The organism is Amycolatopsis sp. NPDC051373 (assembly GCF_040689465.1).
Taxonomy (GTDB): Bacteria; Actinomycetota; Actinomycetes; order Mycobacteriales; family Pseudonocardiaceae; genus Amycolatopsis.
The window spans coordinates 56710-78093 of sequence record NZ_JBFBAE010000041.1; the positions used below are offsets into that span (position 1 = coordinate 56710).

The 21384-nt window shown below is 70.0% G+C and carries 28 protein-coding genes and 1 pseudogene; 7 read left to right on the forward strand and 22 right to left on the reverse strand.

The window, feature by feature from the left end; translation table 11 throughout:
* Positions 1 to 66: 66 nt before the first annotated feature.
* Both AB0383_RS45985 and AB0383_RS45990 read right to left on the reverse strand, forming a co-directional pair.
* Positions 67 to 372, reverse strand: a complete 306-nt coding sequence (locus AB0383_RS45985) for a hypothetical protein (protein WP_364187104.1) — start codon at positions 370 to 372, stop codon at positions 67 to 69.
* A gap of 452 nt (positions 373 to 824) precedes the next feature.
* Positions 825 to 1946, reverse strand: a complete 1122-nt coding sequence (locus AB0383_RS45990; RefSeq protein ID WP_366190752.1) for a nucleotide pyrophosphatase/phosphodiesterase family protein — start codon at positions 1944 to 1946, stop codon at positions 825 to 827.
* Between the two features lie 44 nt (positions 1947 to 1990).
* Between AB0383_RS45990 and AB0383_RS45995 the strand changes: the two genes are divergently transcribed.
* Positions 1991 to 2194 carry a zinc ribbon domain-containing protein gene (locus AB0383_RS45995; protein WP_220243781.1) on the forward strand — a complete coding sequence of 68 codons (204 nt, stop codon included), beginning with the start codon at positions 1991 to 1993 and terminating at the stop codon, positions 2192 to 2194.
* A gap of 3 nt (positions 2195 to 2197) precedes the next feature.
* Here the strand turns inward: AB0383_RS45995 and AB0383_RS46000 are convergent, their stop codons facing one another.
* Complete coding sequence (locus AB0383_RS46000; RefSeq protein ID WP_364187099.1) at positions 2198 to 3310, reverse strand: PLP-dependent transferase; 1113 nt, start codon at positions 3308 to 3310, stop codon at positions 2198 to 2200.
* Positions 3311 to 3369: 59 nt separating this feature from the next.
* Between AB0383_RS46000 and AB0383_RS46005 the strand changes: the two genes are divergently transcribed.
* Positions 3370 to 3855 carry an Lrp/AsnC family transcriptional regulator gene (locus AB0383_RS46005; RefSeq protein ID WP_220243783.1) on the forward strand — a complete coding sequence of 162 codons (486 nt, stop codon included), beginning with the start codon at positions 3370 to 3372 and terminating at the stop codon, positions 3853 to 3855.
* Here AB0383_RS46005 and AB0383_RS46010 read toward each other — a convergent pair.
* A complete protein-coding gene (locus AB0383_RS46010; protein WP_366190756.1) occupies positions 3836 to 4648 on the reverse strand; it encodes a hypothetical protein in 813 nt (270 codons plus the stop codon). The two genes, AB0383_RS46005 and AB0383_RS46010, sit on opposite strands and share 20 nt — an antisense overlap.
* A gap of 179 nt (positions 4649 to 4827) precedes the next feature.
* On the opposite strand from AB0383_RS46010, the gene AB0383_RS46015 reads away from it, so the two are divergent.
* Positions 4828 to 5007, forward strand: a complete 180-nt coding sequence (locus AB0383_RS46015; RefSeq protein ID WP_220243785.1) for a hypothetical protein — start codon at positions 4828 to 4830, stop codon at positions 5005 to 5007.
* 241 nt (positions 5008 to 5248) lie between these two features.
* On the opposite strand, the gene dhaM is transcribed toward AB0383_RS46015, so the two are convergent.
* The 7 genes from dhaM to nucS all read right to left on the reverse strand — a co-directional run bounded on the left by dhaM (position 5249) and on the right by nucS (position 11592).
* A complete protein-coding gene (dhaM, locus tag AB0383_RS46020; protein ID WP_366190758.1) occupies positions 5249 to 5923 on the reverse strand; it encodes a dihydroxyacetone kinase phosphoryl donor subunit DhaM in 675 nt (224 codons plus the stop codon).
* Entirely contained in the window at positions 5920 to 6546 is a 627-nt protein-coding gene (dhaL, locus tag AB0383_RS46025) for a dihydroxyacetone kinase subunit DhaL (RefSeq protein WP_364187091.1), read from the reverse strand. The genes dhaM and dhaL overlap by 4 nt, the downstream gene beginning before the upstream one ends.
* Positions 6546 to 7547 (reverse strand): dihydroxyacetone kinase subunit DhaK, encoded by a 1002-nt coding sequence (gene dhaK, locus AB0383_RS46030; protein WP_364187088.1) that lies wholly within the window; start codon positions 7545 to 7547, stop codon positions 6546 to 6548. The genes dhaL and dhaK overlap by 1 nt, the downstream gene beginning before the upstream one ends.
* A gap of 71 nt (positions 7548 to 7618) precedes the next feature.
* A complete protein-coding gene (locus AB0383_RS46035; protein ID WP_364187085.1) occupies positions 7619 to 8599 on the reverse strand; it encodes a hypothetical protein in 981 nt (326 codons plus the stop codon).
* Positions 8600 to 8646: 47 nt separating this feature from the next.
* Positions 8647 to 8943 carry a hypothetical protein gene (locus AB0383_RS46040; protein ID WP_364187082.1) on the reverse strand — a complete coding sequence of 99 codons (297 nt, stop codon included), beginning with the start codon at positions 8941 to 8943 and terminating at the stop codon, positions 8647 to 8649.
* A 13-nt stretch (positions 8944 to 8956) separates the two neighbouring features.
* On the reverse strand, positions 8957 to 10657 hold the full coding sequence (locus AB0383_RS46045; protein ID WP_364187079.1) for a sodium:solute symporter family protein: 1701 nt from the start codon (positions 10655 to 10657) through the stop codon (positions 8957 to 8959).
* 275 nt (positions 10658 to 10932) lie between these two features.
* Positions 10933 to 11592, reverse strand: a complete 660-nt coding sequence (nucS, locus tag AB0383_RS46050) for an endonuclease NucS (RefSeq protein WP_364187076.1) — start codon at positions 11590 to 11592, stop codon at positions 10933 to 10935.
* Positions 11593 to 11629: 37 nt separating this feature from the next.
* On the opposite strand from nucS, the gene AB0383_RS46055 reads away from it, so the two are divergent.
* On the forward strand, positions 11630 to 12169 hold the full coding sequence (locus AB0383_RS46055; protein WP_364187073.1) for an NUDIX hydrolase: 540 nt from the start codon (positions 11630 to 11632) through the stop codon (positions 12167 to 12169).
* 16 nt (positions 12170 to 12185) lie between these two features.
* Here the strand turns inward: AB0383_RS46055 and AB0383_RS46060 are convergent, their stop codons facing one another.
* On the reverse strand, positions 12186 to 12959 hold the full coding sequence (locus tag AB0383_RS46060) for an enoyl-CoA hydratase-related protein (protein WP_364187071.1): 774 nt from the start codon (positions 12957 to 12959) through the stop codon (positions 12186 to 12188).
* Positions 12932 to 13930 (reverse strand): helix-turn-helix domain-containing protein, encoded by a 999-nt coding sequence (locus tag AB0383_RS46065; RefSeq protein ID WP_366190763.1) that lies wholly within the window; start codon positions 13928 to 13930, stop codon positions 12932 to 12934. Before AB0383_RS46065 ends, AB0383_RS46060 begins: the two co-directional genes overlap by 28 nt.
* A 72-nt stretch (positions 13931 to 14002) precedes the next feature.
* Between AB0383_RS46065 and AB0383_RS46070 the strand changes: the two genes are divergently transcribed.
* The gene (locus AB0383_RS46070; RefSeq protein WP_366190765.1) at positions 14003 to 14545 is read left to right on the forward strand and encodes a cysteine hydrolase family protein; all 543 of its coding nucleotides are present in this window, start codon (positions 14003 to 14005) and stop codon (positions 14543 to 14545) included.
* On the opposite strand, the gene ehuA is transcribed toward AB0383_RS46070, so the two are convergent.
* The 8 genes from ehuA to AB0383_RS46110 form a co-directional block, all read right to left on the reverse strand.
* Entirely contained in the window at positions 14542 to 15306 is a 765-nt protein-coding gene (ehuA, locus tag AB0383_RS46075) for an ectoine/hydroxyectoine ABC transporter ATP-binding protein EhuA (RefSeq protein ID WP_366190788.1), read from the reverse strand. The two genes, AB0383_RS46070 and ehuA, sit on opposite strands and share 4 nt — an antisense overlap.
* A gap of 7 nt (positions 15307 to 15313) precedes the next feature.
* Positions 15314 to 15970: an ectoine/hydroxyectoine ABC transporter permease subunit EhuD gene (ehuD, locus tag AB0383_RS46080; protein ID WP_366190767.1), complete on the reverse strand. Its 657-nt coding sequence runs from the start codon at positions 15968 to 15970 to the stop codon at positions 15314 to 15316.
* The gene (gene ehuC / locus AB0383_RS46085; protein ID WP_366190769.1) at positions 15967 to 16677 is read right to left on the reverse strand and encodes an ectoine/hydroxyectoine ABC transporter permease subunit EhuC; all 711 of its coding nucleotides are present in this window, start codon (positions 16675 to 16677) and stop codon (positions 15967 to 15969) included. Before ehuC ends, ehuD begins: the two co-directional genes overlap by 4 nt.
* Before the next feature lie 13 nt (positions 16678 to 16690).
* Positions 16691 to 17584 carry an ectoine/hydroxyectoine ABC transporter substrate-binding protein EhuB gene (gene ehuB / locus AB0383_RS46090; RefSeq protein ID WP_364187061.1) on the reverse strand — a complete coding sequence of 298 codons (894 nt, stop codon included), beginning with the start codon at positions 17582 to 17584 and terminating at the stop codon, positions 16691 to 16693.
* Positions 17585 to 17721: 137 nt separating this feature from the next.
* Positions 17722 to 18012 carry a DUF6191 domain-containing protein gene (locus AB0383_RS46095; protein WP_366190772.1) on the reverse strand — a complete coding sequence of 97 codons (291 nt, stop codon included), beginning with the start codon at positions 18010 to 18012 and terminating at the stop codon, positions 17722 to 17724.
* A gap of 15 nt (positions 18013 to 18027) precedes the next feature.
* Positions 18028 to 18561, reverse strand: coding sequence for a hypothetical protein (locus tag AB0383_RS46100; protein WP_366190774.1), 534 nt, complete (start codon positions 18559 to 18561; stop codon positions 18028 to 18030).
* Positions 18562 to 18626: 65 nt separating this feature from the next.
* Positions 18627 to 19148, reverse strand: coding sequence for a hypothetical protein (locus tag AB0383_RS46105; RefSeq protein WP_366190776.1), 522 nt, complete (start codon positions 19146 to 19148; stop codon positions 18627 to 18629).
* 69 nt (positions 19149 to 19217) lie between these two features.
* Positions 19218 to 19748, reverse strand: coding sequence for a hypothetical protein (locus AB0383_RS46110; RefSeq protein ID WP_366190778.1), 531 nt, complete (start codon positions 19746 to 19748; stop codon positions 19218 to 19220).
* A 121-nt stretch (positions 19749 to 19869) separates the two neighbouring features.
* Here AB0383_RS46110 and AB0383_RS46115 point away from each other — a divergent pair, with 121 nt between their 5' ends.
* Entirely contained in the window at positions 19870 to 20496 is a 627-nt protein-coding gene (locus AB0383_RS46115; RefSeq protein WP_366190780.1) for a LysE family translocator, read from the forward strand.
* 20 nt (positions 20497 to 20516) lie between these two features.
* Positions 20517 to 21143, forward strand: a complete 627-nt coding sequence (locus AB0383_RS46120) for a LysE family translocator (RefSeq protein ID WP_360590379.1) — start codon at positions 20517 to 20519, stop codon at positions 21141 to 21143.
* Here AB0383_RS46120 and AB0383_RS46125 read toward each other — a convergent pair.
* A pseudogene (locus AB0383_RS46125) lies at positions 21143 to 21241 on the reverse strand (IS481 family transposase); the annotation flags it as partial. The gene AB0383_RS46120 and the pseudogene AB0383_RS46125 sit on opposite strands and share 1 nt — an antisense overlap.
* Positions 21242 to 21384 lie beyond the last annotated feature (143 nt).

Genomic DNA, 21384 nt, shown 5'->3' on the forward strand with positions numbered 1-21384 from the left:
AGTCGCCCGTTGCGGTCTCGGGCCACCAGCGCCCGTTCCCCGGCAGTCGCCCGTTGCGGTTTCGGGCTACCAGCGCCGGTTCGGGCGCCGCCGGGCCCGGGCGTCCCAGCAGGTGCGATGCCAATGGCGGCGGTCGGCGACGGAACCGGTTTCGTCGGCGGGCCACACGACGACGTGGGGCGTGCCGGGCCGGATCTCGTGGTCGCAGCCGGGGCAGCGGTACGTCTTGGTCGCGTGCGAGCCGGGCACGGTACGCACCAGCCACTCGCCGTCGGGGCCGGACTCGGCGTGTGCCCAGCCGCTGGCCGCGCCAAGGTCGGGCTGCTCGGCACGACCATGCCGGTCTCGGCCGGGGCGATTGTGTCGGGGCACGGGAAACACGTTAACCGGCTGGATCGGTGGGCCGCCGAGCGTGGTCCACCTTGCCGCTCCGGCCTGACCGCGGCCGAGCGGTGGCCTGATGCAATCCACACCGCTGGATCTGGTCACCCGGATCTGCCGCGTGCCAGACCCGGTCGATCTCGCCGCCCTGGCGCGGTGCCGGCCGGGCAGCCCTCGCCGAACGCAGCCCCCACCGACCGAGGCTGGTTCGCTCCACGCGACAAGCGGTTGCCGGCTGGGCATGTAAGGCCGGCAAGTGAAGCGGCAACCGTTCCACGTCGCCGGGTTTCCCGAACGCGACCTCGAGGCTCAGGCCAAGTTGGCCAGCCCAGCAGGCTCAGGATTGCCGCCCCGGCGACAAACCCAGACCGGTCGGCTCAGCCGTGCGCGGGCCACGGGTACCGACTGATCGCCCTGCGGAAGTGCCAACGCCACGAACGGCGTCAGCCCTGCGCGAGGGTCAGCGGCACCAGCTGCTCCGCCTCCGTCAGCGAGCCGTGCTGGCCGATCAGGGACGTCTCGACCGCTTCGGCCAGGCCGCGGACCATGCCGAACGTGCCCTGGGCCGCGGCGACGACGTCGCCGATACGGGGGCGCACGCGGTCGCTCACGGTGCCGAACCAGCCTTGCGCGATGGCCTCGTCGCGGGGCAGGACCCAGGCACGCGGGCCGAGGACGGATTGCCAGGCCGCGAGGACATCGGCGGCCGCACCGGGTTCGGTGTAGACGTGGCGGGCGCGGACCTCGCCGCCGAAGGCGCGGACGCCGTCCAGCAGCTCCGGGGTGTCCTCGAGGTCGAGTTTGTCGTCCACGGTCACCATGCCGTGGTCGGCGACGACGGCCAGCAGCGCCCCCGCGGGGAGTCCATCCACAATGGACTCGACGAGGCGGTCGACGTGCCGAAGCTGCATGCGCCAGGCGGTGGAGCCGGGACCGTAGAGGTGGCCGAGCAGGTCGAGTTCGCTGTGGTAGGCGTAGCAGAACGACGGTGCCGCGAGCACCTCCAGCGTCCGCGCCGCGAGGTCGCCCAGGGCGTGGACGCCGGCGTAGCGCGCGCCGCTTTGGGTGGCGCGGGTCAGGGCCGTGTCGGAGAACTGGGCGGAGGACACGACGGCGGCGTCGAGGCCGGCCGCGGCGGCGCGTTCGAAAGTCGTCGGAAGGGGCTGGACCGAGCGGGGCGGGAGGGCGCCGCGCAGGTCGCTGCCGTCTTCGTGGGAGCGCCAGCGCAGGGCGTTGAGCACGCCCGTGCCCGGCACCTCGAACGTGTACCCGACCATCCCGTGCTCCCCCGACGCCAGGCCGGTGCCGATCGCGGCGACGCCGGCCGCCGTGGTCGACGGGAAGCCGACGCGCAGCGGGCTCTTCGCGAGCTCCGTGAGCACCGGCGCGTCGGCCGCGTGCTCGGCGAGGAGCTGCCAGCCGAGCCCGTCGATGAGCAGCACGCACGCGCTGCGAGCCTCCGGCAGCGCCAGCGAACCCGCCTCGCCCGGCACGCCGAGCGCGCCCAGCACCGCGGGGACGACCTGGCCGAGGTGCGGGAGGTCCGTGATTTGGGGAACGTCCACGAAGACAGCTTCCCACCCGCCTGCGCGGCAGCGATAATCGACGCATGCCCACTTACGCCTACCGCTGCCGCGACTGCACCGACACCTTCGAGCTGCAACGGCCGATGAGCGAGTCCGGCGCGCCGGCGCCGTGTCCCGAGGGGCACACCGACACCGTGAAGCTGCTGACCACCGTCGCGCTCACCGGCTCCGCCGCGAGCCCCGCGCCGTCGGGCGGCTGCTGCGGCGGCGGGTGCTGCGGCGGCTGAGATTCAGCAGGCCTTCAGCGCCTGGTCGAGGTCGAGCCAGAGGTCCTCGACGTCCTCGAGCCCGGCCGAGAGCCGGATCAGCCCGTGGGTGATGCCCGCCTCCTCGCGGTCGCTCTCGGCGACGACCCGGTGTGTGAGCGACGCCGGGTGCTGGATGAGCGTGTCGACGCTGCCGAGGCTCACCGCCGGCGTGATCAGCCGGACGGCGCCGATCAGCGCGTGCGGATCACCCGCCACCTCGAACGCGACGAGCGGGCCGCCGAGCTTCGGGTAGTGCACGGCGGTCACCGCTTCGTGCTGCGCAAGGCGTTCGGTGAGCACGGCGGCGGTCTCGCTGGCCGCTGTCACACGCAGCGGGAGCGTGGAAAGCCCGCGCAGCAACAGGTATCCGGCCAGCGGGTGCAGCACGGCGCCCGTGGCAAAGCGGATTCCCCGCAGCCGCGCGGCCTCCTCCGCGTCACACGCGACGACGCCACCCATCACGTCACCGTGGCCACCGAGGAACTTCGTGGCGCTGTGGAGCACGAGGCGCGCGCCGTGGCGGCCGGGGCGTTGCAGGACGGGCGTGGCGAAGGTGTTGTCGACGAGCACGGGCACGTCGCCGCACGCGTCGACCAGGGCTTTGACGTCGAGCTCGGTGAGCGTCGGGTTGGCGGGTGTCTCGACGAAGACCAGGCCGGTGTCCGGCCTGAGCGCCGCGGCCACCTCACCGGGCACCGCCCACGTGACCTCGGTGCCGAGCAGCCCGGACGTCAACAGGTGATCGGTCGACCCGTACAGCGGCCGGACACCGACGACGTGCCGCTTTCCTTGCGACGCGGCGGAAAGCAGGCACGCGGACACCGCCGCCATCCCGCTCGCGAACGCCACCGCGTGGTCGAACCCCTCCAGCTCGGCCAGCGCGCGCTCGAACCGCTCGACGGTCGGGTTGCTGACGCGGCCGTAGATGCCGGAGACCTCGCCGCCGGTCGAGAACTCGTCGATCCGCAGTGCCTCGGCCGCGCTGTCGCGAGACGGGTACGTCGTCGAAAAATCCAGGGGTACGGCGTGCAGTCCCAGGTCGGTCAGGTCGTCGCGGCCGGCGTGGACGGCTCGGGTGCGCAGCGCGTTCGTCATGGCGTTGAGCGTCGGCCATCGTGCGGTTTTGCCGCAACAGTTTCGGATATCATTCGCGGATGAGCGATTCCGTCGAACTGAGCACGGTGGACCTCGAGATTCTGCGCGTGCTGCAGAACGATGCCCGGACGTCGAACAAGGACCTCGCGGCCGCCGTCGGCGTCGCGCCGTCCACCTGCCTCGACCGCGTGGCCCGCCTCCGCTCGACGGGCGTGATCACGGGCCAGCACGCCTCCGTCGACGCCGCCAAACTCGGGCGGCCGCTGGAGGCGTTCCTGTTCGTGCAGGTCCGGCCCCACCGGCGCGAGCTGGTGGACCCGTTCGTGTCCGACCTGCTCGCTCTGCCCGAGGTGCGCGCCGTCTACCACCTCACCGGCCCGGACGACTTCCTAGCCCACGTGGCCACCAGCTCGGCCGCCGAACTCCAGCGGCTGGTGCTGGACGAGCTCACGGCCCGCGACGAGGTCGCACGCGTGCACACGAACCTGGTGTTCCAGCACTGGAGCGGTGGGCCGCTGCTGCCGCCTACCCCGTCCGCACCTTGACGGGGTGCCGCGGGTCGGTGGGGCACAGGAAAATGTTCAACGCGCCCTGCTCGCCGAACTCCCAGCCGGCTTCCTCGTCGTCACTCCGCTCGCACCCGCAGGGCATCTCGTCCTCCTGCGTCGCCAGGGCGATCGCCTGACGCAGGCGCGCGCCGCACTCGCGGCAGCTCAGGTCGTCCGGATCCCCGGCGTACCAAGCCGTCCAGCCGCCGACTTTCGAGAACTGGCCGAGCTCGTACTCGACGTCATCGCGGCTCGTCGGCAATCCCAGCTCCGCGCGGCGGTCCTGGGAGAACTCCTCGACGTAGGGGAATTCCGGGAGGCGGCACGGGTGCAGGACGCGTGGCTGGGGCAGGAACATGTCGTCCGCCTCTTCGGGTGGCTCCGGCGCTTCGGCGACTTCGCCGACGGTGCTCGAGTCTCGCCAGGGCAGACGCACGGCGGGGCCGTAGTGGTGCTTGCTTTCGTGCAGAGTCGGGCACAGCAGGACCTGCGCGAGATCCGCGCTGCCGGGGAACGGAAGCTCCGGGAAGTCGCGGCGGTAGAACTGGGCGGCGCCGACCATCGCCGGCGCCGGCTCGTCGTCCGGGTGGCCGGCCGTCCAACCATCGTCGGACGCCTCGGGCCGCGGCGGCCAGGTCACGGGACACGTCGGCCACGGCTCATTCGCGGGCCACAGCAGCGGACCGCCGAGGTGGCTCTCGCTCGCGGCGGGTTCGCCTTGCCCGGGGTGGAGTCGCATCGCGGTGCGAGCGTGCTCGATCAGAGCACTGAACTCGGCGGGGAGGTTCACCGCGCGAGGGTATCGCTTGGCACCGACAACTCCGGAGATCAGCGCGAATACCGACCGCGACGATTCCTTTCGATCGGGAATCGGTCAAAATCCGGTCCTCGATTCCGGTAACGGACAACGCGGCCGGCCCGACGTCCGGACCACAAAGGATTAGCCGGTCGAGGGATGGAGGTAGCGCCATGACGAGCACGACCGGACCGGCCGCACAGAATTCCCAGGACTACTGGGGCCCGCCGACGCAACCGATGCGACTGCCGCGCCAGCCGGGGCAGATCAGCACGGTGATGTTGCTGCTCGCGGCGTTGTGCGGGGCAGCCGTGATCGGGGCGATCTGGCTGGGGATCGCACTGGCGGCGTGAGGGGATTCCGGTTAGTGAATTGCCGGAATGCGCGGGTGGGTGATGAAGGAGAACGCCGGGATCGCCTCAGTTGTCCACAGGCTTGCCGAGTTGTGGACAACTGACGCGATCCGGCGCTGAGTCACCGATTCTGTCGGAGTGGGCCGATAGAATGGACATGGGCACGCCCCCTTTGGGAGGGCGGGGGAATTTCTGCCGGGCCGTGACGGTCAACGGCTCTGGCTGTCCGCCCGTGCACCCGCTACTCCCCGAAGTTCGACTCCACCAGACCAGTCACCTTGGCGAGCGCGTCCGAAGCCTCGGGCCCCCGGGCGCGCACCACGATGTGGTCGTCCTGGCGGGCGCCGAGGGACATGAGGGCCAGGACGCTGTGGGCGTCGGCTTCCTGGTCGCCCAGGCGGATCGTCACCTCGGCTTCCACGGAGGCCAGGCTGCGCACCAGGACGGCGGCGGGCCGGGCGTGGAGGCCGACCTCGTTCGTCAGCGTGAGTTCCTTCTCCTGGGCATCACCAGGAGAGTCCACCGCGGCGAGGTCCGGGGCCAGGCCGGCGCCGGCAGCGGCCGAAGCCACTGCCTTGCGGTCCGCCCCGCCCTGAGCAGCGACGGCGGCCGCGATGGCGCCCTCCACCAGAGGGCCGTCGGCGACCACGGCGGCAAGGCCGCCGGAAAGCGACTCCACCGCGAGTTCCGCCGTCATCTGCGCGCTGCCCAGGTCGTATAGCAGCACCACGCCGTCGCCGGAGTCGGCGCGTTGGACGGCGGCCACGACTTCGTCGTAGTCGGTGCCGATGCCGCCGCCGTCGGGGAGGCCGCCGGCGGGGATGATGCGGACGTCGGGGGCCATTTGGGCGGCCAGGTCGGCCAGGCCTTCGGCCAGTTTGGCGCTGTGCGAGACGAGCACGATCCCCACGGTCACCGGGCGGCCTCCGCGAACGCGCGCAGCAGCAGGGCCGTGGAGCGGGCCCCGGGGTCCATATGACCGACGGCGCGTTCGCCCAGATACGAAGCCCGGCCCTTACGGGGTATCAGGTCCACTGTGGACTCGGCGCCGCGGTCGGCCGCGTCGGCCGCCGCGGTCAGCACGTCCGCGATCGAAGCGTCCGCGGGGCAATCGGCGGCCGCGGAGACGGCCGGGATGAGCGCGTCGACCATCGTCGCGTCGCCGCCCACCGCTTTGCCACGCGCCTGCACACCGTCCAAAGCGGCCTGCAGAGCGGCCACCAGCAGCGGCACGTCGATCGAAGCCGCGTCGCCCAGTTTCGTCGACGCGCGCAGGAAAGCCGTGCCGTACAACGGTCCCGCCGCGCCGCCGACCTTCGAGATCAACGTGGTGGCCGCCAGTTTGGCGACGCCCGCCGGGGTGGCGGGCACCTCCGTCTCCAGGGCGGACACGATCGCGGTGAACCCACGGCTCATGTTCTCGCCGTGGTCGCCGTCGCCGATGGCGCGGTCGAGCTCCACCAGTTCGGAGCGGTGCTCGGCCACGACTTCGGCCGCGGCTCGCAGCGCGGCCGCGACTCCTTCGGAAGAACAACCCATCAGATCCCCCACCGCAGCGCGGGCGTCCACACAGGCGCGTCCCACAGCTCGGTCAGCTCGTCGTCCAGCTTCAGCAGCGTCAGGCTCATCCCCTGCATCTCGAGACTCGTGATGTACGGGCCGACCAGCCTGCGCTCGACCACGATCCCACGCTCGGCCAGCAGCCGCTCGGCGATGCCGTGCGCGAGGTAGAGCTCCAGCAACGGCGTGGCACCCATGGAGTTCGTGAACAGCAGCACCTTGTCGCCCGGCTCGTACGGCAGGTCCGACACGACCGCCTCGACCATCCGCGCCACCAGCGCGTCGGCGGGCTCGGCCGGGATGCGCTCGCGGCCCGGCTCGCCGTGAATGCCGATGCCGAACTCGATCTCATCCGGCCCCAGGTCGAAGCTCGGCTCGCCGACGTGCGGCACGGTCGGCGCGCTCAACGCCACCCCGATCGACCGCACCTGCCCGACGACCTTGCGCGCCAGCGCCTCCACGGCGTCGAGCGAGTCGCCCCGCTCCGCGGCCGCGCCCACGATCTTCTCCAGCAGCACGGTCCCGCCGACGCCACGGCGGCCGGCGGTGAACGTGGAGTCCTTCACCGCGACGTCGTCGTCGATCACGACGCTGCGCACATCGAGGTCCTCGGCCGCGGCCAGCTCGGCGGCGGTCTCGAAGTTCAGCACGTCACCGGTGTAGTTCTTCACGATCAGCAACGCACCGGACGGCCCGGTCGTCGCGGCGACCGCGGCCTGCACCGCGTCCGGCGTCGGGGACGTGAACACCGCGCCGGGCACCGCCGCGTCGAGCATGCCGCGCCCGACGAGCCCGCCGTGCATCGGTTCGTGGCCGGAGCCGCCGCCCGAGATGACGGCTACCTTGCTCGGCACCGGCGCGTCGGCCCGCACCACGACGGCCGGGTCCTCCTGGACGCGGACGATGTCGGCGTGGGCCACGGCGAGGCCTCTCAAGGACTCCGCGACCACTGTCGCCGGATCGTTGATGATCTTCTTCATGACAGGCCTCCGACACATCGGCGTGGTGGATGCCCCCAACCTAGCCGCCGACACCGGCCCGCCGCCAAGGTTCAGGCCCGCGGCAGGTTCCCCGCGACGCTTTTCGCCAGCGTCGTCGCCGTCGCACACGGGTCGCCGGTACCGGGCTTGAGGTCGTAGTCGGTGAACCCCACCTGGACGACTTCCACGTGGTCACCCTGCCACGGCCGGTGCTGCCACTCGACCTTGCAGTCCGTCCCGGCCGTGCCCTTTTTGGCGTACGCCTGGTTCGCGCCGCCGACGTCGGCCTTCAGCCAGCCGTCGCCCTCCAGCGGCGGGAGGGCCGGGAAAAACATCACCGCGATGTTCGGGCTGTTGCCCCATTGGCAGCTGTGCAGCCCGGTCGCCCCGCCCTTCGTGCCCTTCAGCACGGCGTCCACGGCGGACTGGTCGAGCACCGCGCACGCGTCGGCCGTGAGCACGGATCCCTTGACGTCCGGGTATTTCTGCGGGGAGTTGTGCAGCTTGTCCACGGCGGGAGCGAGCAAGGTTCGTCCCGCACGACACGGATCGCCACCCGGGTAATCGATCTCGAACGCGAGGCCGAGGCTCGGATCGCGCGAGGTGAGCGCGCTGACCTCACACGAACCGCCGGTGGTGTCGGGCACCTCGACCTGCGGCAGGCCGCCGACCTGGCCCGTGGTCTTGTCGGAGGCGAACAGCACGATCGCGCCGAGCTGCACGTCGACCGAGAGCTCCTTGCCGCCGGCGTCGCGCACTTTGGCGCTGCACTCATCGAACCGGACGCTCGACGCCGTGGGCTCACCCTCGGGCGTGCCCAGCGCGGAGAGCGACGTGTTGTCGAGGAACTGGCACGGCAGCACCTGGCGCAGCGCGCCCGCCGCGACCGCGGCATCGGTGATCGGCCCGCTGCCACCGTCCCCGCTCGCGGCGGGGACGGTGGTGCGGGGGAAATTCTCCTTGCCCAGCTGCGGACCACCACAGGCGGCCAGGAGGAGGACACTGGCCACCACCAGGGGAAACAGCCGGCCGAGTTTGAGATCGCGCGCCACGCGGAGCACGGTAGCGGCAGCCGGCCCCGGCTGTCCGGACAACCCGCCTATCCGGCTGCCGGCGGTTCGGTGGTCTCGTCCTCGTCGGGCTGCCCGGTCTGGTCCGGCACGACGATCGGCCGCAGCCGCGCCCACAGAATGAACAGCGCCGTGAAAATCAGCAGGGCGATACCGGCCCACAGGTTGATGTTCACCCCGGACGACTTCACGCGGTCGGCCTCGGTGTCGAACGCCGCGCCCATCACCGTCAGGATGATGCCGTACACGCCGGTCAGCAGGGCGATGATCAGGCGGATGTCGAACGCTCCGGCCTTGTGCGCCCGCGGTGTGGATTCCGTTGCCATGGCGGTCGTCCTCCTAGAAGGCGAAGTTCAGGACGAGGGTGATGACGGCGGCGATGCCGGCCAGCAGCACCGGCTTTCGGTACCAGCCCGCGTCTTCGCCCGTGGTCTCGTGCTTGAGCGAATTGCGTGGCGTGAGCGAGTAGACCAGGCCCACCAGCTCCGATTCCGGCTTGGGCGGCGTCAAGTACGTGACACCCACGCTCACCACGATGTCGACGACGAACGCCGCGATCGCGGCCACGAAGCTGGCGCCCTGCCCCGGCAGGGAAATGACGTCGGTCTTGTCGAGCACGAACACCACGATCGCCGCCGCCGTGCCGACCACCAGGCCCGACCAGCCGGCCGCCTTGCTCATCCGCTTCCAGAACATGCCGAGGATGAACGTGGCGAACAGCGGCGCGTTGAAGAACGAGAACAGCGTCTGCAGGTAGTCCATCAGGTTCGCGTACGTCGACGCGATGAACGCCGTGCCGACCGCCAGGACCGTCGCGACCATGGTCACCACGCGGCCGGTGTTCAGGTAGTACTTGTCCGGCCGGTTCTTCACCATGTAGGTCTGGAAGATGTCGTAGGTGAACACGGTGTTGAACGAGCTGAGGTTCGCCGCCATGCCGGCCATGAACGACGCGAGCAGGCCCGCGATCGCGACGCCGAGGATGCCGTTCGGCAGCACGTCGCGCATCAGCAGCAGCAGCGCGTCGTTGAAGGTGGCGCCGCTGGGCGCGGGCTTGCCGTCGAGCAGGGCCTGCTTGTTCGCGCCCTGCAGCTCGGTCACGGTCACCGCGGCGACCATGCCCGGGATGATCACCACGAACGGGATGAACATCTTCGGGAACGAGCCGATGATCGGCGTACGCCGCGCGGCCGACATGCTCTTCGACGCCATCGCGCGCTGGACCTCGACGAAGTTCGTGGTCCAGTAACCGAACGAGAGCACGAACCCGAGGCCGAACACGAGACCCAGCACCGACAGGAAGTTACTGCCGAAACCGGTCAGCTGGTTGCCGGGCCACGAGTGCGTCTGCGCGGCGCCGCCCGGGCTGTTGGTCACCTTCTCGATGAGGCCGTTCCAGCCGCCGACCTTGTACAGGCCGACGATCGTGAGCGGAATCAGCGCCGCGAGGATGACGAAGAACTGCAGCACCTCGTTGTAGATGGCCGCCGAAAGGCCACCGAGCGCGGTGTAGGTGAGCACGATGACGGCCGCGATGATGATCGAGACCCAGATCGGCCAGCCCAGCAGCAGGTTCACGACGCTGGCCAGCAGGTACAGGTTGGCGCCCGCGATGAGGATCTGCGCGAGCGCGAAGCTGCTGCCGTTGACCCAGTGGGCGGCGGGGCCGAAGCGCCGGAGCATGAACTCGGGAACGCTGCGCACCTTGGAGCCGTAGTAGAACGGCATCATCACGACGCCGAGGAACAGCATCGCGGGGATCGCGCCGATCCAGAAGTAGTGCGCCGTCGGCAGGCCGTACTCGGCGCCGTTGGCGGACATGCCCATGACCTCGATCGCGCCGAGGTTGGCCGAGATGAACGCCAGGCCGGTCACCCACGCCGGGAGCGAGCGCCCGGAGAGGAAGAAGTCGAGACTGCTCGACACCTGCTTGCGGGCGAGATAGCCGATGCCCAGCACCAGCACGAAATAGAACGCCAGCTCGATGTAGTCGATCGCACTCGCGTCGAGCCGCAGGTTCGCGTCGGCAAGGACCTCCACGCGAGCCACCTCCGAATTCAACAATTTCCCACAGGAAACACCAGCGTCCTGTCAGATCCGGACAGTACTGCATGGATTCCGAAGCGGCACCCCGACACGGGCGATCTCGGAAAACGCCTTCTCGCCACGGCGATGAGCTGGGGAAACGCGGGCGTTCGAGGAGTGTGATCTTGACGGCTCGGGTACCGATGACCGGAACCTCACGAACGCGCAGATGCGCTCACAAGGCACCACATCGTCCACTCAGGACGGTCGTCGGGGGTTGCGCCGGCGGCTCAGAACAGCCGGAACTCGTCCGATTCGATGCCGCGCAGGGCGTCGTAGTCGAGGGTCAGGCAGCGGATGCCGCGGTCTTCCGCGAGGGTGCGGGCCTGGGGCTTGATGATCTGCGCGGCGAAGACGCCCTGGACGGGGGCCAGGAGCGGGTCGCGGTTGAGGAGTTCGAGGTAGCGCGTGAGCTGCTCGACGCCGTCGATCTCGCCGCGGCGTTTGATCTCCACGGCGACCGACTTGCCGTCCGCGTCGCGGGCCATGATGTCGACCGGGCCGATCGCGGTGGGGAACTCGCGGCGCACGAGGGTGTAGCCGTCGCCGAGGGTCTTGATGTGCTCGGCGAGCAGTTCCTGCAGGTGCGCTTCCACGCCGTCCTTCTGTAGGCCCGGTTCGGCGCCCAGCTCTTGCTCGTGGTCGTGGTAGATCTCGTCGAGCGAGATCACGAGCTTCTCGCCCTGCTTGTTCTCGACGATCCACAGCTTGCCGTCCTCGATGAGCCAGCAGGGCGGGCTCATCCAGTTCAGGGGCTTGTACGCGCGGTCGTCCGAGTGCACGGACACCGAACCGTCCGACTTGACGAGGAGCAGGCGCGTGGCCATCGGCAGGTGGGCGGTGAGGCGGCCGGCGTAGTCGACCTGGCAGCGAGCGATCACGAGACGCACCCGCCGAGGGTAGGACAGGCTCGGCGATACTGGGCGAGTGGACCCCATTCAGCGTGTCGCGACCCGCGAGGTGTATCGGAACAACTGGATGACGGTGCGAGAGGACGCCATTCGCCGTACCGACGGCAGCGAAGGCATCTACGGGGTGGTCGACAAACCGACCTACGCCCTGATCATCCCGATGGACGGCGACCGCGTGCTCCTGGTCGACCAGTTCCGCTATCCCGTCGGCGAGCGTCGCTGGGAGTTCTGCCAGGGCACGGCCCCCGACCTCGCCGAGACGCCGCCCGCCGAGCTCGCGCGCCGCGAGCTGCGCGAGGAAACGGGCCTGCGGGCCGGAACCGTCACGGAGATCGGGCTGCTGGAAGTCGCGCCCGGCATGTCGAGCCAGCGCGGCCACGTCTACCTCGCCACCGAACTGACCGAGGGCGAGCCGGAACGCGAGCTCGAGGAACAGGACATGACCACGGCGTGGTTCACCCGCTCGGAGGTCGAGAAGATGATCTCGGCGGGCGGCATCACCGACGCGCAGTCGATCGCCGCGTACACGCTCCTGCTGCTGCGGGAGCGTCGTTGAATGCGGCTGAGACTTCTCAGTCTGGCCACTCCGCCTTGCGCTTCTCGAGGAATGCCGCCATGCCTTCCCGCGCGCCCGGCAGCTGCGACGCCGAGGCCATGACCTCCAACGCGATGGCGTAGGCGTCGGCTTCCGGGCGGTCGAGCTGGGCGTACAGCGTCTGCTTGCCCATGGCCTTGCTCGCGCGGCTGCCGCGCGTGGCCCGCGCGAGCAGGGCGGCGACGGCGTCGTCCAGCTCGTCGTCCGGGACGACGGAGTTGACCAGGCCCCAGTCGAGCGCGGTGGCGGCGTCGACGACGTCGCCGGTCAGAGCCAGCTCCATCAGGCGTTTGCGGCCGATCGAGCGCGCCACCGGGACGGCCGGGGTGTGGCAGAACCAGCCGCCTTTGCCACCGGGCAGGGCGAAACCCGCGGAAGACGCGGCGACGGCGAGGTCGCACGAGGCCACGAGCTGGCAGCCCGCCGCGGTCGCCAGGCCGTGCACGCGCGCGACCACGATCTGCGGCAGCGACTGCATGGTGCGCATCAGCTCGGTGCACAACGTCAGCAGCTCGCGCACGCCCATGAGGTCGCGCGCGGCGACGTCGCCGAAGTCGTGGCCCGCGGAGAAGACCGGGCCGGCGCCGGCGAGGACGATGCCCGTCGCGCCGGTGGTGCCGGCTTCGCGGAACGCCGCGAGCAGCTCGGTCAGGTGGTCGGCGGACAGTGAGTTGCGCCGCGCGGCGCGGTTCATCGTGATGGTGATCGTGTCGCCGTCGCGCTTCACGAGGATGTGCTCGTACTCGGCCATACCCCGACCGTAACGCCGCCGGGCGCGGAACGGAACGTGCGCCGGTACGAATCGGGCCCGACGCCGACCTCCGCGCGCAGCCGACGGCGCAAGTTCGCGGCCGTGCCCAGCCCCGACCGCTGCGCGACGCGCTCCACCGGCAGCTCGGTGGTCTCCAGCAGGCGTTGCGCCAGGCGCACCCGTTGCACGCGCAGCCACCGCCCCGGCGTGACGCCCGTGGCCGCGGCGAACTCGCGGTGGAACGTCCGCTCGCTCATCCCGGCGTGGCCGCACAGGTCCGCCACGCCGATCTCCTCGGCCAGCCGCGCCAGCGCCCAGTCCATAGTGGACGACAGACCCGGCCGGGCAGGCGCCGCGGGCAACGGGTTCTCGACGTACTGGCGCTGGCCGCCCTCGCGTGCGGGCGGCATCACGAGACGCCGCGCGAGTTTCGCCGCGACGTGGGCGCCGTGGTCGCGGCGCACGAGGTGCAGGCAGAGGTCGAGACCGCCGACCACGCCCGCCGAGGTGAGCACGCCGTCGCACTCGGTGTAGAGGACGTCGCGCTGCAGCTCCGCTCTCGGCGCCGCGACGGCGAGTGCGTCGAGATCCCACCAGTGCGTGGTCGCGGGGCGGCCGTCGAGCAAGCCCGCTGCCGCGAGGGTGAACGCGCCGGAGCACAGGCCCGCCACCGTCGCGCCGGAACGGTGGACCCGGTGCAACGCGGCCGACGCGGCGGGCGGCACCGGGGCGTGCGGATCGTCGCGGCCGGGCGCGAGGACCAGGTCGCAGCCGTCGAGTCCGGTCAACCCGTGCGTCGACGTGACCTCTCCGAAGGGGGACAACGGGGTACGCCGCCGGCCCGCCCCGCACAGCCGCACGGTGAACGGGCCGATCCCGCTCTCGCTGCGGTCCTGCGCCCAGACCTCGGCGATCACCCCGAGGTCGAACGCGCGCGTATCCGGCAGGAGCAGCACCCCGATCGTCCGCATGGCAGGAAAGTACCGGATCGCGCGCCTTCTGCCACTCCCCTCGGTGCTCGCGGCCCGGCGAGACTCAGCGGTATGACCGCACTCATCCTCATCGACGTCCAGCGCGGGTTCTCCGACGAGCAGTTCTGGGGCCCGCGCAACAACCCCGGCGCGGAGGCCAACATCAAGGCCCTGCTCGACGCGTGGCAGCAGCGCCGCGCCCCTGTGGTCCTCGTGCACCACGACTCCGTGCACGCCGATTCGCCGCTGCGGCCCGGCCAGCCGGGTAACGACTTCCTGCCCGAGCTCGACGGCGCCCGCCCCGACCTGGTCTTCGGCAAGAAGGTGAACTCGGCCTTCCTCGGCGACGTCGACCTCGACGCGTGGCTCAAGACCCACGGCATCACGAGCTTCGTCCTCGCCGGGATCCAGACCAACTTCTGCTGCGAGACCACGGCCCGCATGGGCGGCAACCTCGGCTACGACGTGACCTTCGCGCTCGACGCGACCTTCACGTTCGACCTGCCCGCCCTCGACGGCACGACCGTGACGGCCGACGAGCTTTCCCGCGTCACCGCGGCGAACCTGCACAACCAGTTCGCGACGGTGCGGGCCACCGAGGAAATCCTGGGCTAGCGCCGGTCGATCACCGCCCGCAGGAACTCCTTCGTCCGCTCGTGCGAAGGAGCGGTGAACAGCTTCTCCGGCGGCGCCTCCTCCAGGACCCGGCCGTGGTCGAACATCATCACCCGGTCCGAAACGTCCTGGGCGAACTGCATCTCGTGCGTCACGCACAGGATGGTGATGTCCGTGGTGGTCGCGATGTCGCGCAGCACTCGCAGGACGTCGGCGACCAGCTCCGGGTCCAGCGCCGAGGTGACCTCGTCGAGCAGCAGCACGTCGGGCCGCATCGCCAGAGCCCGGGCGATCGCGACCCGCTGCTGCTGCCCGCCGGAGAGCCGCGTCGGATGCGCTTCGGCCTTGTCCTCGAGGCCGACCAGGCCGAGCAGCTCACGCGCCCGCTGCTCGGCCTCGGCCGCCGGCACCCCGAGCGAACGCACCGGCGCCTCGGTGATGTTGCGCAGCACGTTCATGTTGGGGAACAGGTTGAACTGCTGGAACACCATGCCGATGTGCCGCCGAATCAGCCGCAGGTGCTTCTCGTCCGCGGGCACCAGCCGGTCGCCGCGGCGAGTGTGGCTCAGGCACTCGCCGCCGACGTCTATCGTGCCGCCGTCCACCTTCTCCAACGTCATCAGCAGTCGCAAGATCGTCGTCTTGCCCGATCCGCTGGGACCGATCAGCGAGACGAACTCTCCCGGCGCCACCGTGAAGCCGAGGTTGTCGAGCACGACGTGGTCGCCGAACTTCTTGACCACACCGGAAAACCGGATCATCGCGGTGTCAGGTTCGTTCGGCACGGCGTTCCAATCGTCGGGCCAGCAATGACGAGGGCAGGCTGACCAGCAGGAACAGCACCCCGGCCAGGGTGTAGGGCTCGACGACGCGGAAGGTCTCCGCACCGACCTCCTTGGCGCGGTTGAGCACGTCCAGCACGCCGATCGCCAGCAGCAGCGGCGTTTCCTTGAACATCGAGATCGTGTAGTTGCCCAGCGCCGGCACCACCCGCGGGATCGCTTGGGGCAGCACCACCGCCGTCCACACCCGCGGTCGTGGCAGGTTCAGCGCCACCGCCGCCTCCCACTGTCCTTTCGGGACGGCTTCGATCCCGGCCCGGTAGACCTCGGCGGTGTAGGTCGCGTAGTGCACGCCGAGCGCCACGACACCGGTGACGAACGCCGACATCGTGATCCCCGTCAACGGCGGAACGAGCCAATACAGTACGAAGACCTGGATCAGCAGCGGCGTGCTGCGGATGAACTCGATGAAGAACAACACCAGCCGCGAAAGCACCGGGATCCCGGCCCGGCGCAGCAAGGCCAGCATCAAGCCGAGCGCGTACGCGACGGCCGAACCGAGCAACGTGAGCTCGACCGTGACCAGCAATCCCTTCAGCAGCAACGGGAGCGCGTCGGCGGCGGCCTGCCAGTCCCAGTTCATCCGGTGCCTCCGCCCCCCACCGAGAGCACCCGGGCCGTGCTCGCCACCGGTGCGCGGCCGAGCCGGCGCGCCGCCCACCGCTCCAGCGCCCGCATCCCGGTCGTGATCAGGATGGCGAGCAGGAGGTAGAGCACCAGCTCGGTGCCGTAGATCCAGCCGATGTCCGCGCCGAACACCGGCCGCAACAGCTCACCACGTTCGGTGATCTCGCCCGCGGAGATGAACGACAGCAGCGCGGTGCTCTTCAGCAGCTGGATGAACAGGTTGTTGAAGGGCGGCAGCATCTCGGCGAACGCCTGCGGCAGGAGCACCCGCACCATCCGCTGCACCGGTGAGAAGTTGAGCGCGACAGCCCCTTCGTACTGCGCCTTCGGCACCGACCGCACGGCGCCGCGCACGACCTCGGCGCCGTACGCCCCGTGGTTCAGGCCAAGGACCAGGATGCCGGCGAACAACGGCACCAGCTGGAGCCCGACGAGCACCGGAAGCACGAAATACAGCCAGAACAGCTGAACGACCTCGGACGTTCCACGGAAAACCTCGACGTACACCCGCGCGACCGCCCGGACGGGCCACCTCGGTGAGAGCAGGGCGAGTCCGGCGATCAGCGAGACGACGATGGTGACGACGATCCCGCCGACCGCGGCCTCGACCGTGGTGCCCAGCCCGGCGAGGATGGACGAGATGATGTGCGGCACGTTCGACACGGCGCGCCGCCCGTCACGCGGCGCAGAGCTTCTCGGTCGTCACGTCCGGCTTCGGCAGGTTCGCCTGCGTGAAGCCGAAGGGCGCGACGATCCTCGTCCACTCCCCACTGTCGTGCAGCTTCTTCAGCTCGGTGTTGAACGCGTCGAGCAGCGGCTTGTCGGCCGTGCGGAAGACGAACCCGCCCGCCGAGATCACCGGCACGCCGTTTTCGACCGGGTCGAACCCCGGGGTCACCTCGGCGGCCGCGCCGGGGTTCTTCTTCAGCACGTCCTTCAGCGAGATGTCGGTGAGCGCCGCGGCGTAGACGCGGCCGTCGGTGACGGCGCGCAGCATGTTGTCCTGGGAGTCCAGCGTCTGGATCTGGTCCTCGGACACACCGGCGCTGGTCGCGTAACCCTTCTCGACCGCCGCGGACAGCACCGCGACCTTGACCTTCTTCGCCGCGATGTCCTGGAACGTCAGCACCTGCTGCGGGTTGCCCTTCGGCACGAGCAGCGCGGTCAGCGCCGAGTAGTCCGGGATGGAGAACGCGGCCTGCCCGCAGCGTGCCGCCGTGATGTTCATGCCGGCCGCCACCACGTCGTACTGCTTCGCGTTGAGCGCCGGGATCAACTGGTCGAAGGAGACCGCGCTCGCCTCGACGTTGTCGATCCCCAAGTTCCGGAATACGACTCGCGCTACTTCAGGGGCCTCGCCCGTGACTTTTCCGCTTTGATCGGTGAATCCGTAGGGGGATTCGTTCGCGATTCCGATTTTGATCTTCTTCGCGGACTGAGCCGCCTGCAACGCGTCACCGGACGACGTCGACGTACATGCGGAAAGAAACACCGGACCACCCAGTACGGCTGCTCCCACCAGCGCGGATCTCCGGAACAACTGCCGTCGCGACCATTCGTCGTGCTTCATCACAGCACCTCGTTTCGATCACATTTCCGTGCGTCGAACGTAGGTGTCGACCGGGTACGAGGCACGCCGAGCACAGCCGATAGGCGCCAGCCGTTACCGTAAATTGACCGGCCGGAACAATCCGTGTTCGAAAGCTTTCAGTCCGTGGCCCGTTTGTCCTGGTTCGCGGGACGCACGATCGGCACGCCGCGGTCCAGGTCGATCATCCCCAGCGGCGGCGCGCCTTGAGCGTCCTGGTCGAGGGTCATCTCCACGGAGTCGCGGTGCTCGAGTTCGTTGCGCTTGGTGCCGTAGAGGAACGAGGTGACCTCGTCGAGGTACGTCGAGGACAGTCGCCGCTTCAGCCGCGACGGCTTGCGGCCCGGCCGCACTTCCCAGGCGCCCACGATGACGAGCAACAGCGTCGCGGCGGGCAAGGCGATCGACATGATGACCTGCACGTGTCACCCAACGTGCGACGGGCGGGCCGCGTTCCGCGCGATCAGGTCGGCGAGCTGGGCGGCATCGCGGACGGCGACCAGTTCCGGCAGCATCGGGTGCCACGCGGGCCGGGGCCGGTACTCCTGGTCCTTGACCCACTCCCACCAGGTCGGGCGGAAGTCGATCGTCCCGAGGCCGTCGCCGAGGTCGTGTACCCGGGGCGCCCGGAGCGCCGCGAGCGGCACCCAGCGGAACTCCGAGCCCGACCCGCCCTGGGCGACGAACACCAGCCGGCGGTCGGTGACGAAGTAGGTCGTGATGGCGAGCAGCGCGCGGCGTTCCTTCGGGCGCTCGACCGCGAACCCGACGACGAGCACGAGCACGATGATCCACGCGTAGAAGGCCGCGCTCAGCACGTCGAACCAAGCGATCACGAAGCTGCCGCCGAACACGAGGATCGCGAGCACCACCCACCAGTAGTAGTCGCGGAACCGCCGGTGGTAGCGCTGCGGGCGGCCGGACCACAGCACGGTCTCGCCCTCTTCGATCGGAAACATCGCGCCCTCCCATTCCTGAACTGAGCACGCTGCCCGGTTCGACGGGGTTGCCCCGCGCGGCGAACTCACCTGGCGATCGACGTCCGCGAGATGAGTTCGGCGACCTCGTGCGCGTCGCGGATTCCCATCAGCTCCGGCAGCTCCGGGTACCACACGGGCCGCGGCCGGTACCCCTGGTCCTTGACCCACTCCGACACGGTCGGCCGGAAGTCGATGATGCCGAGCCCACCCCCGATGTCACGTACCCGCGGCCGGCGCAGGTACGCCAAGGGAATCCAGCGGAACTCGGAGCCCTGCGGCCAGTACCGGGCGAACAGCAGCCGCTGGTCGGTCACGACGTACGTGGTCGCCCCGACGCGGCTCGCCCGCTCCCAGTGCCGCGCGATCGCGGAGCCGACGATGCTCGACACCGTCACGGCGATGACTGGGATACCGGCCTCCGGGGCGTCGTAGATGCCCGTCAGGACCAGGCCGGCCACGATGGCCACCAGGACCACCACGAACCAGTGGTAGTCGCGGTAACGCCAGTAGTACCGCTGCGGCCGCCCCGTCCACAACACCGTCTCGTCCGGCTCGATTGGATACATCGCGCCTCCCCGGTAGTGAGTACGCCGTCCGGTTCGCCGGGGTTGCCCAGCATGGCGAACTTCCCGTGCCTACCCGGCGACCGAGGCGTGCGCTGCGTTGCGGTCGATGAGCTCGGCGACCTTCCGCGCGTCGGGGATGGCGATCAGTTCCGGATCGATCGGGGCCAGGCTGGGGAATCGCCACGGCTCCCGCCGGCGCATCCACCGCGTCACCGACCGGTCGAAGTCGACGGTGCCGACCCCGTCGCCCAGCTCGTGCACCCGCGGCGAGCCGAGCAGACGGATCGGGACCCAGCGGAAATCGTTGCCGTGCGGCCAGTGCACCACGAGGATCAGCCGCCGGTCGGTCACGATGTACGAGGTCGCGGCGAACCGCTTGGACCGCGCCGAGCCGGCGTTCGCCGCGAAGCTGACCGCCGGGGCGATCGAGAAGTACCAGCTGATCCACAGTTCATGGTCCGGGTAAAACGCGACCAGCAGACCCAAGCCCGGTACCAGAACCACGACCGGCAGCCACAGCAACAAGTCACGGAAGCGCCGGTGGCGGCGCTGCGGCCCGCCGGTCCACAACACCGTTTCGCCTTCTTCGATCGGATTCATCGCACCCTCCCTCTCCCGGGATGAGCACGTCGTCCGGTTCGCCGGGGTTGCCCCGCGCGGCGAAGTGCTGTGACCGAAATCCGCGAGACCCCGCGGTGAGCGGCGATTACCGTGGAACAACGTGACTTGGAGTGGGTACGGCAGTTATCTCGTCATCGTGGTCCTCATCGTCCTGGCGCCGGGACCGGACACGATGGTGATGCTGAAGAACGCGCTGTCGGGCGGCGCCCGCGGCGGGCTGCTCGCGACGGCCGGCATCTTCGCCGGCAACGCGTTGCAGGGCACGGCCGCGGCGCTCGGGCTCGGCGTGGTCATCGCCCGGTCCCAGCCGGTGTTCATCACGCTCAAGTGGCTCGGCGCGGGGTACCTCGTGTTCCTCGGGTTCCAGGCCCTGCGCGGCGCGTGGCGCGGTAACTACGCGGAAGTCGAGGAGATCCAGCGCAAGCGCACGAGCGGCTTCCGCCGCTGGCGCGAGGGGTTCCTGTCCAATGTGACGAACCCGAAGGTCCTCGTGCTGTACCTGTCGGTGCTGCCGCAGTTCCTCGACCCCGTGCGCACCACCACGTGGGACGCGCTCGTGCTCGCCTACACCGTGGCGGTGCTGGGCACGGTGTGGCTGCTGGTGCTGCTGTTCTTCGTGCACCGCGTGCGCGCGTGGCTCAAGCAGCGCAAGGTGCGCCGCGCGCTCGACGGCGTGACCGGCACCGCGCTCGTCGGCTTCGGGGCGGCCCTGGCCTTGGAGTCCTGACCCGGGTTAACGTTCGCCGCATGACGTGGGGTGTGTACGGCGGGTTCCTCGCCATGATGGTGGTGCTCGCCGTGGCGCCCGGTCCCGACAGCATGGTCGTCCTGAAGAACGCGCTGTCGGGCGGTGCCCGCGGTGGCGCGTGGGCGTGCGCCGGGATCGCCGTGGCCAACTTCCTGCAGGGCACCCTCGCCGCGCTCGGCCTCGGGGCCGTGATCACGAACTCGCGCCCGATCTTCGAAACCGTGAAGTGGCTCGGTGTCGCCTACCTCTGCTACCTCGGTTTCCAGGCGCTGCGCGGCGCCTGGCGCGGTGACTACCAGTCGCTCGCCGAGGCGAAACGCGCCCGCCAGAGCGCGTTCCGCCGCTGGCGCGAGGGGTTCCTCTCCAACGTGACCAACCCGAAGGTGCTGGTCCTTTACCTCTCGGTGCTGCCGCAGTTCCTCACGCCCGGCGTCACCACCACCGGCGACGCCCTGCTGCTCGCCTACACCGTCGCCGCCGTGGGTGCGGTCTGGCAGATCCTGCTGCTCCTGCTCGTGCACCGCGTGCGCGGCTGGCTCGAGCGCCGCCGCGTGCGCCGCACCCTCGACGGCGTGACCGGCACTGTCCTCATCGGCTTCGGCGTGGGGCTGGCCCTGGAGGCCTAGCCGTTGGTCTGCGGCCGGTAGGGGCGCGTGCGTTTGTGGGTGATGTCCGCGTCGCGCAGCGTGTCGCGCCAGAGGTGGGACTTGTAGCAGGACCCGTTGCGTTCCTAAGGGATGTCAAGTCGCTTGGTGGGGTTTAGCGTGGGTGCTGGACGGGCCGGTCGATGGAGCGCTTGGCGACTTCTTGTTTCGCTGGCCCGTCCCCACTCCGGTTGTCCTGTGTGATCGGCGAATGTCTTCCGGA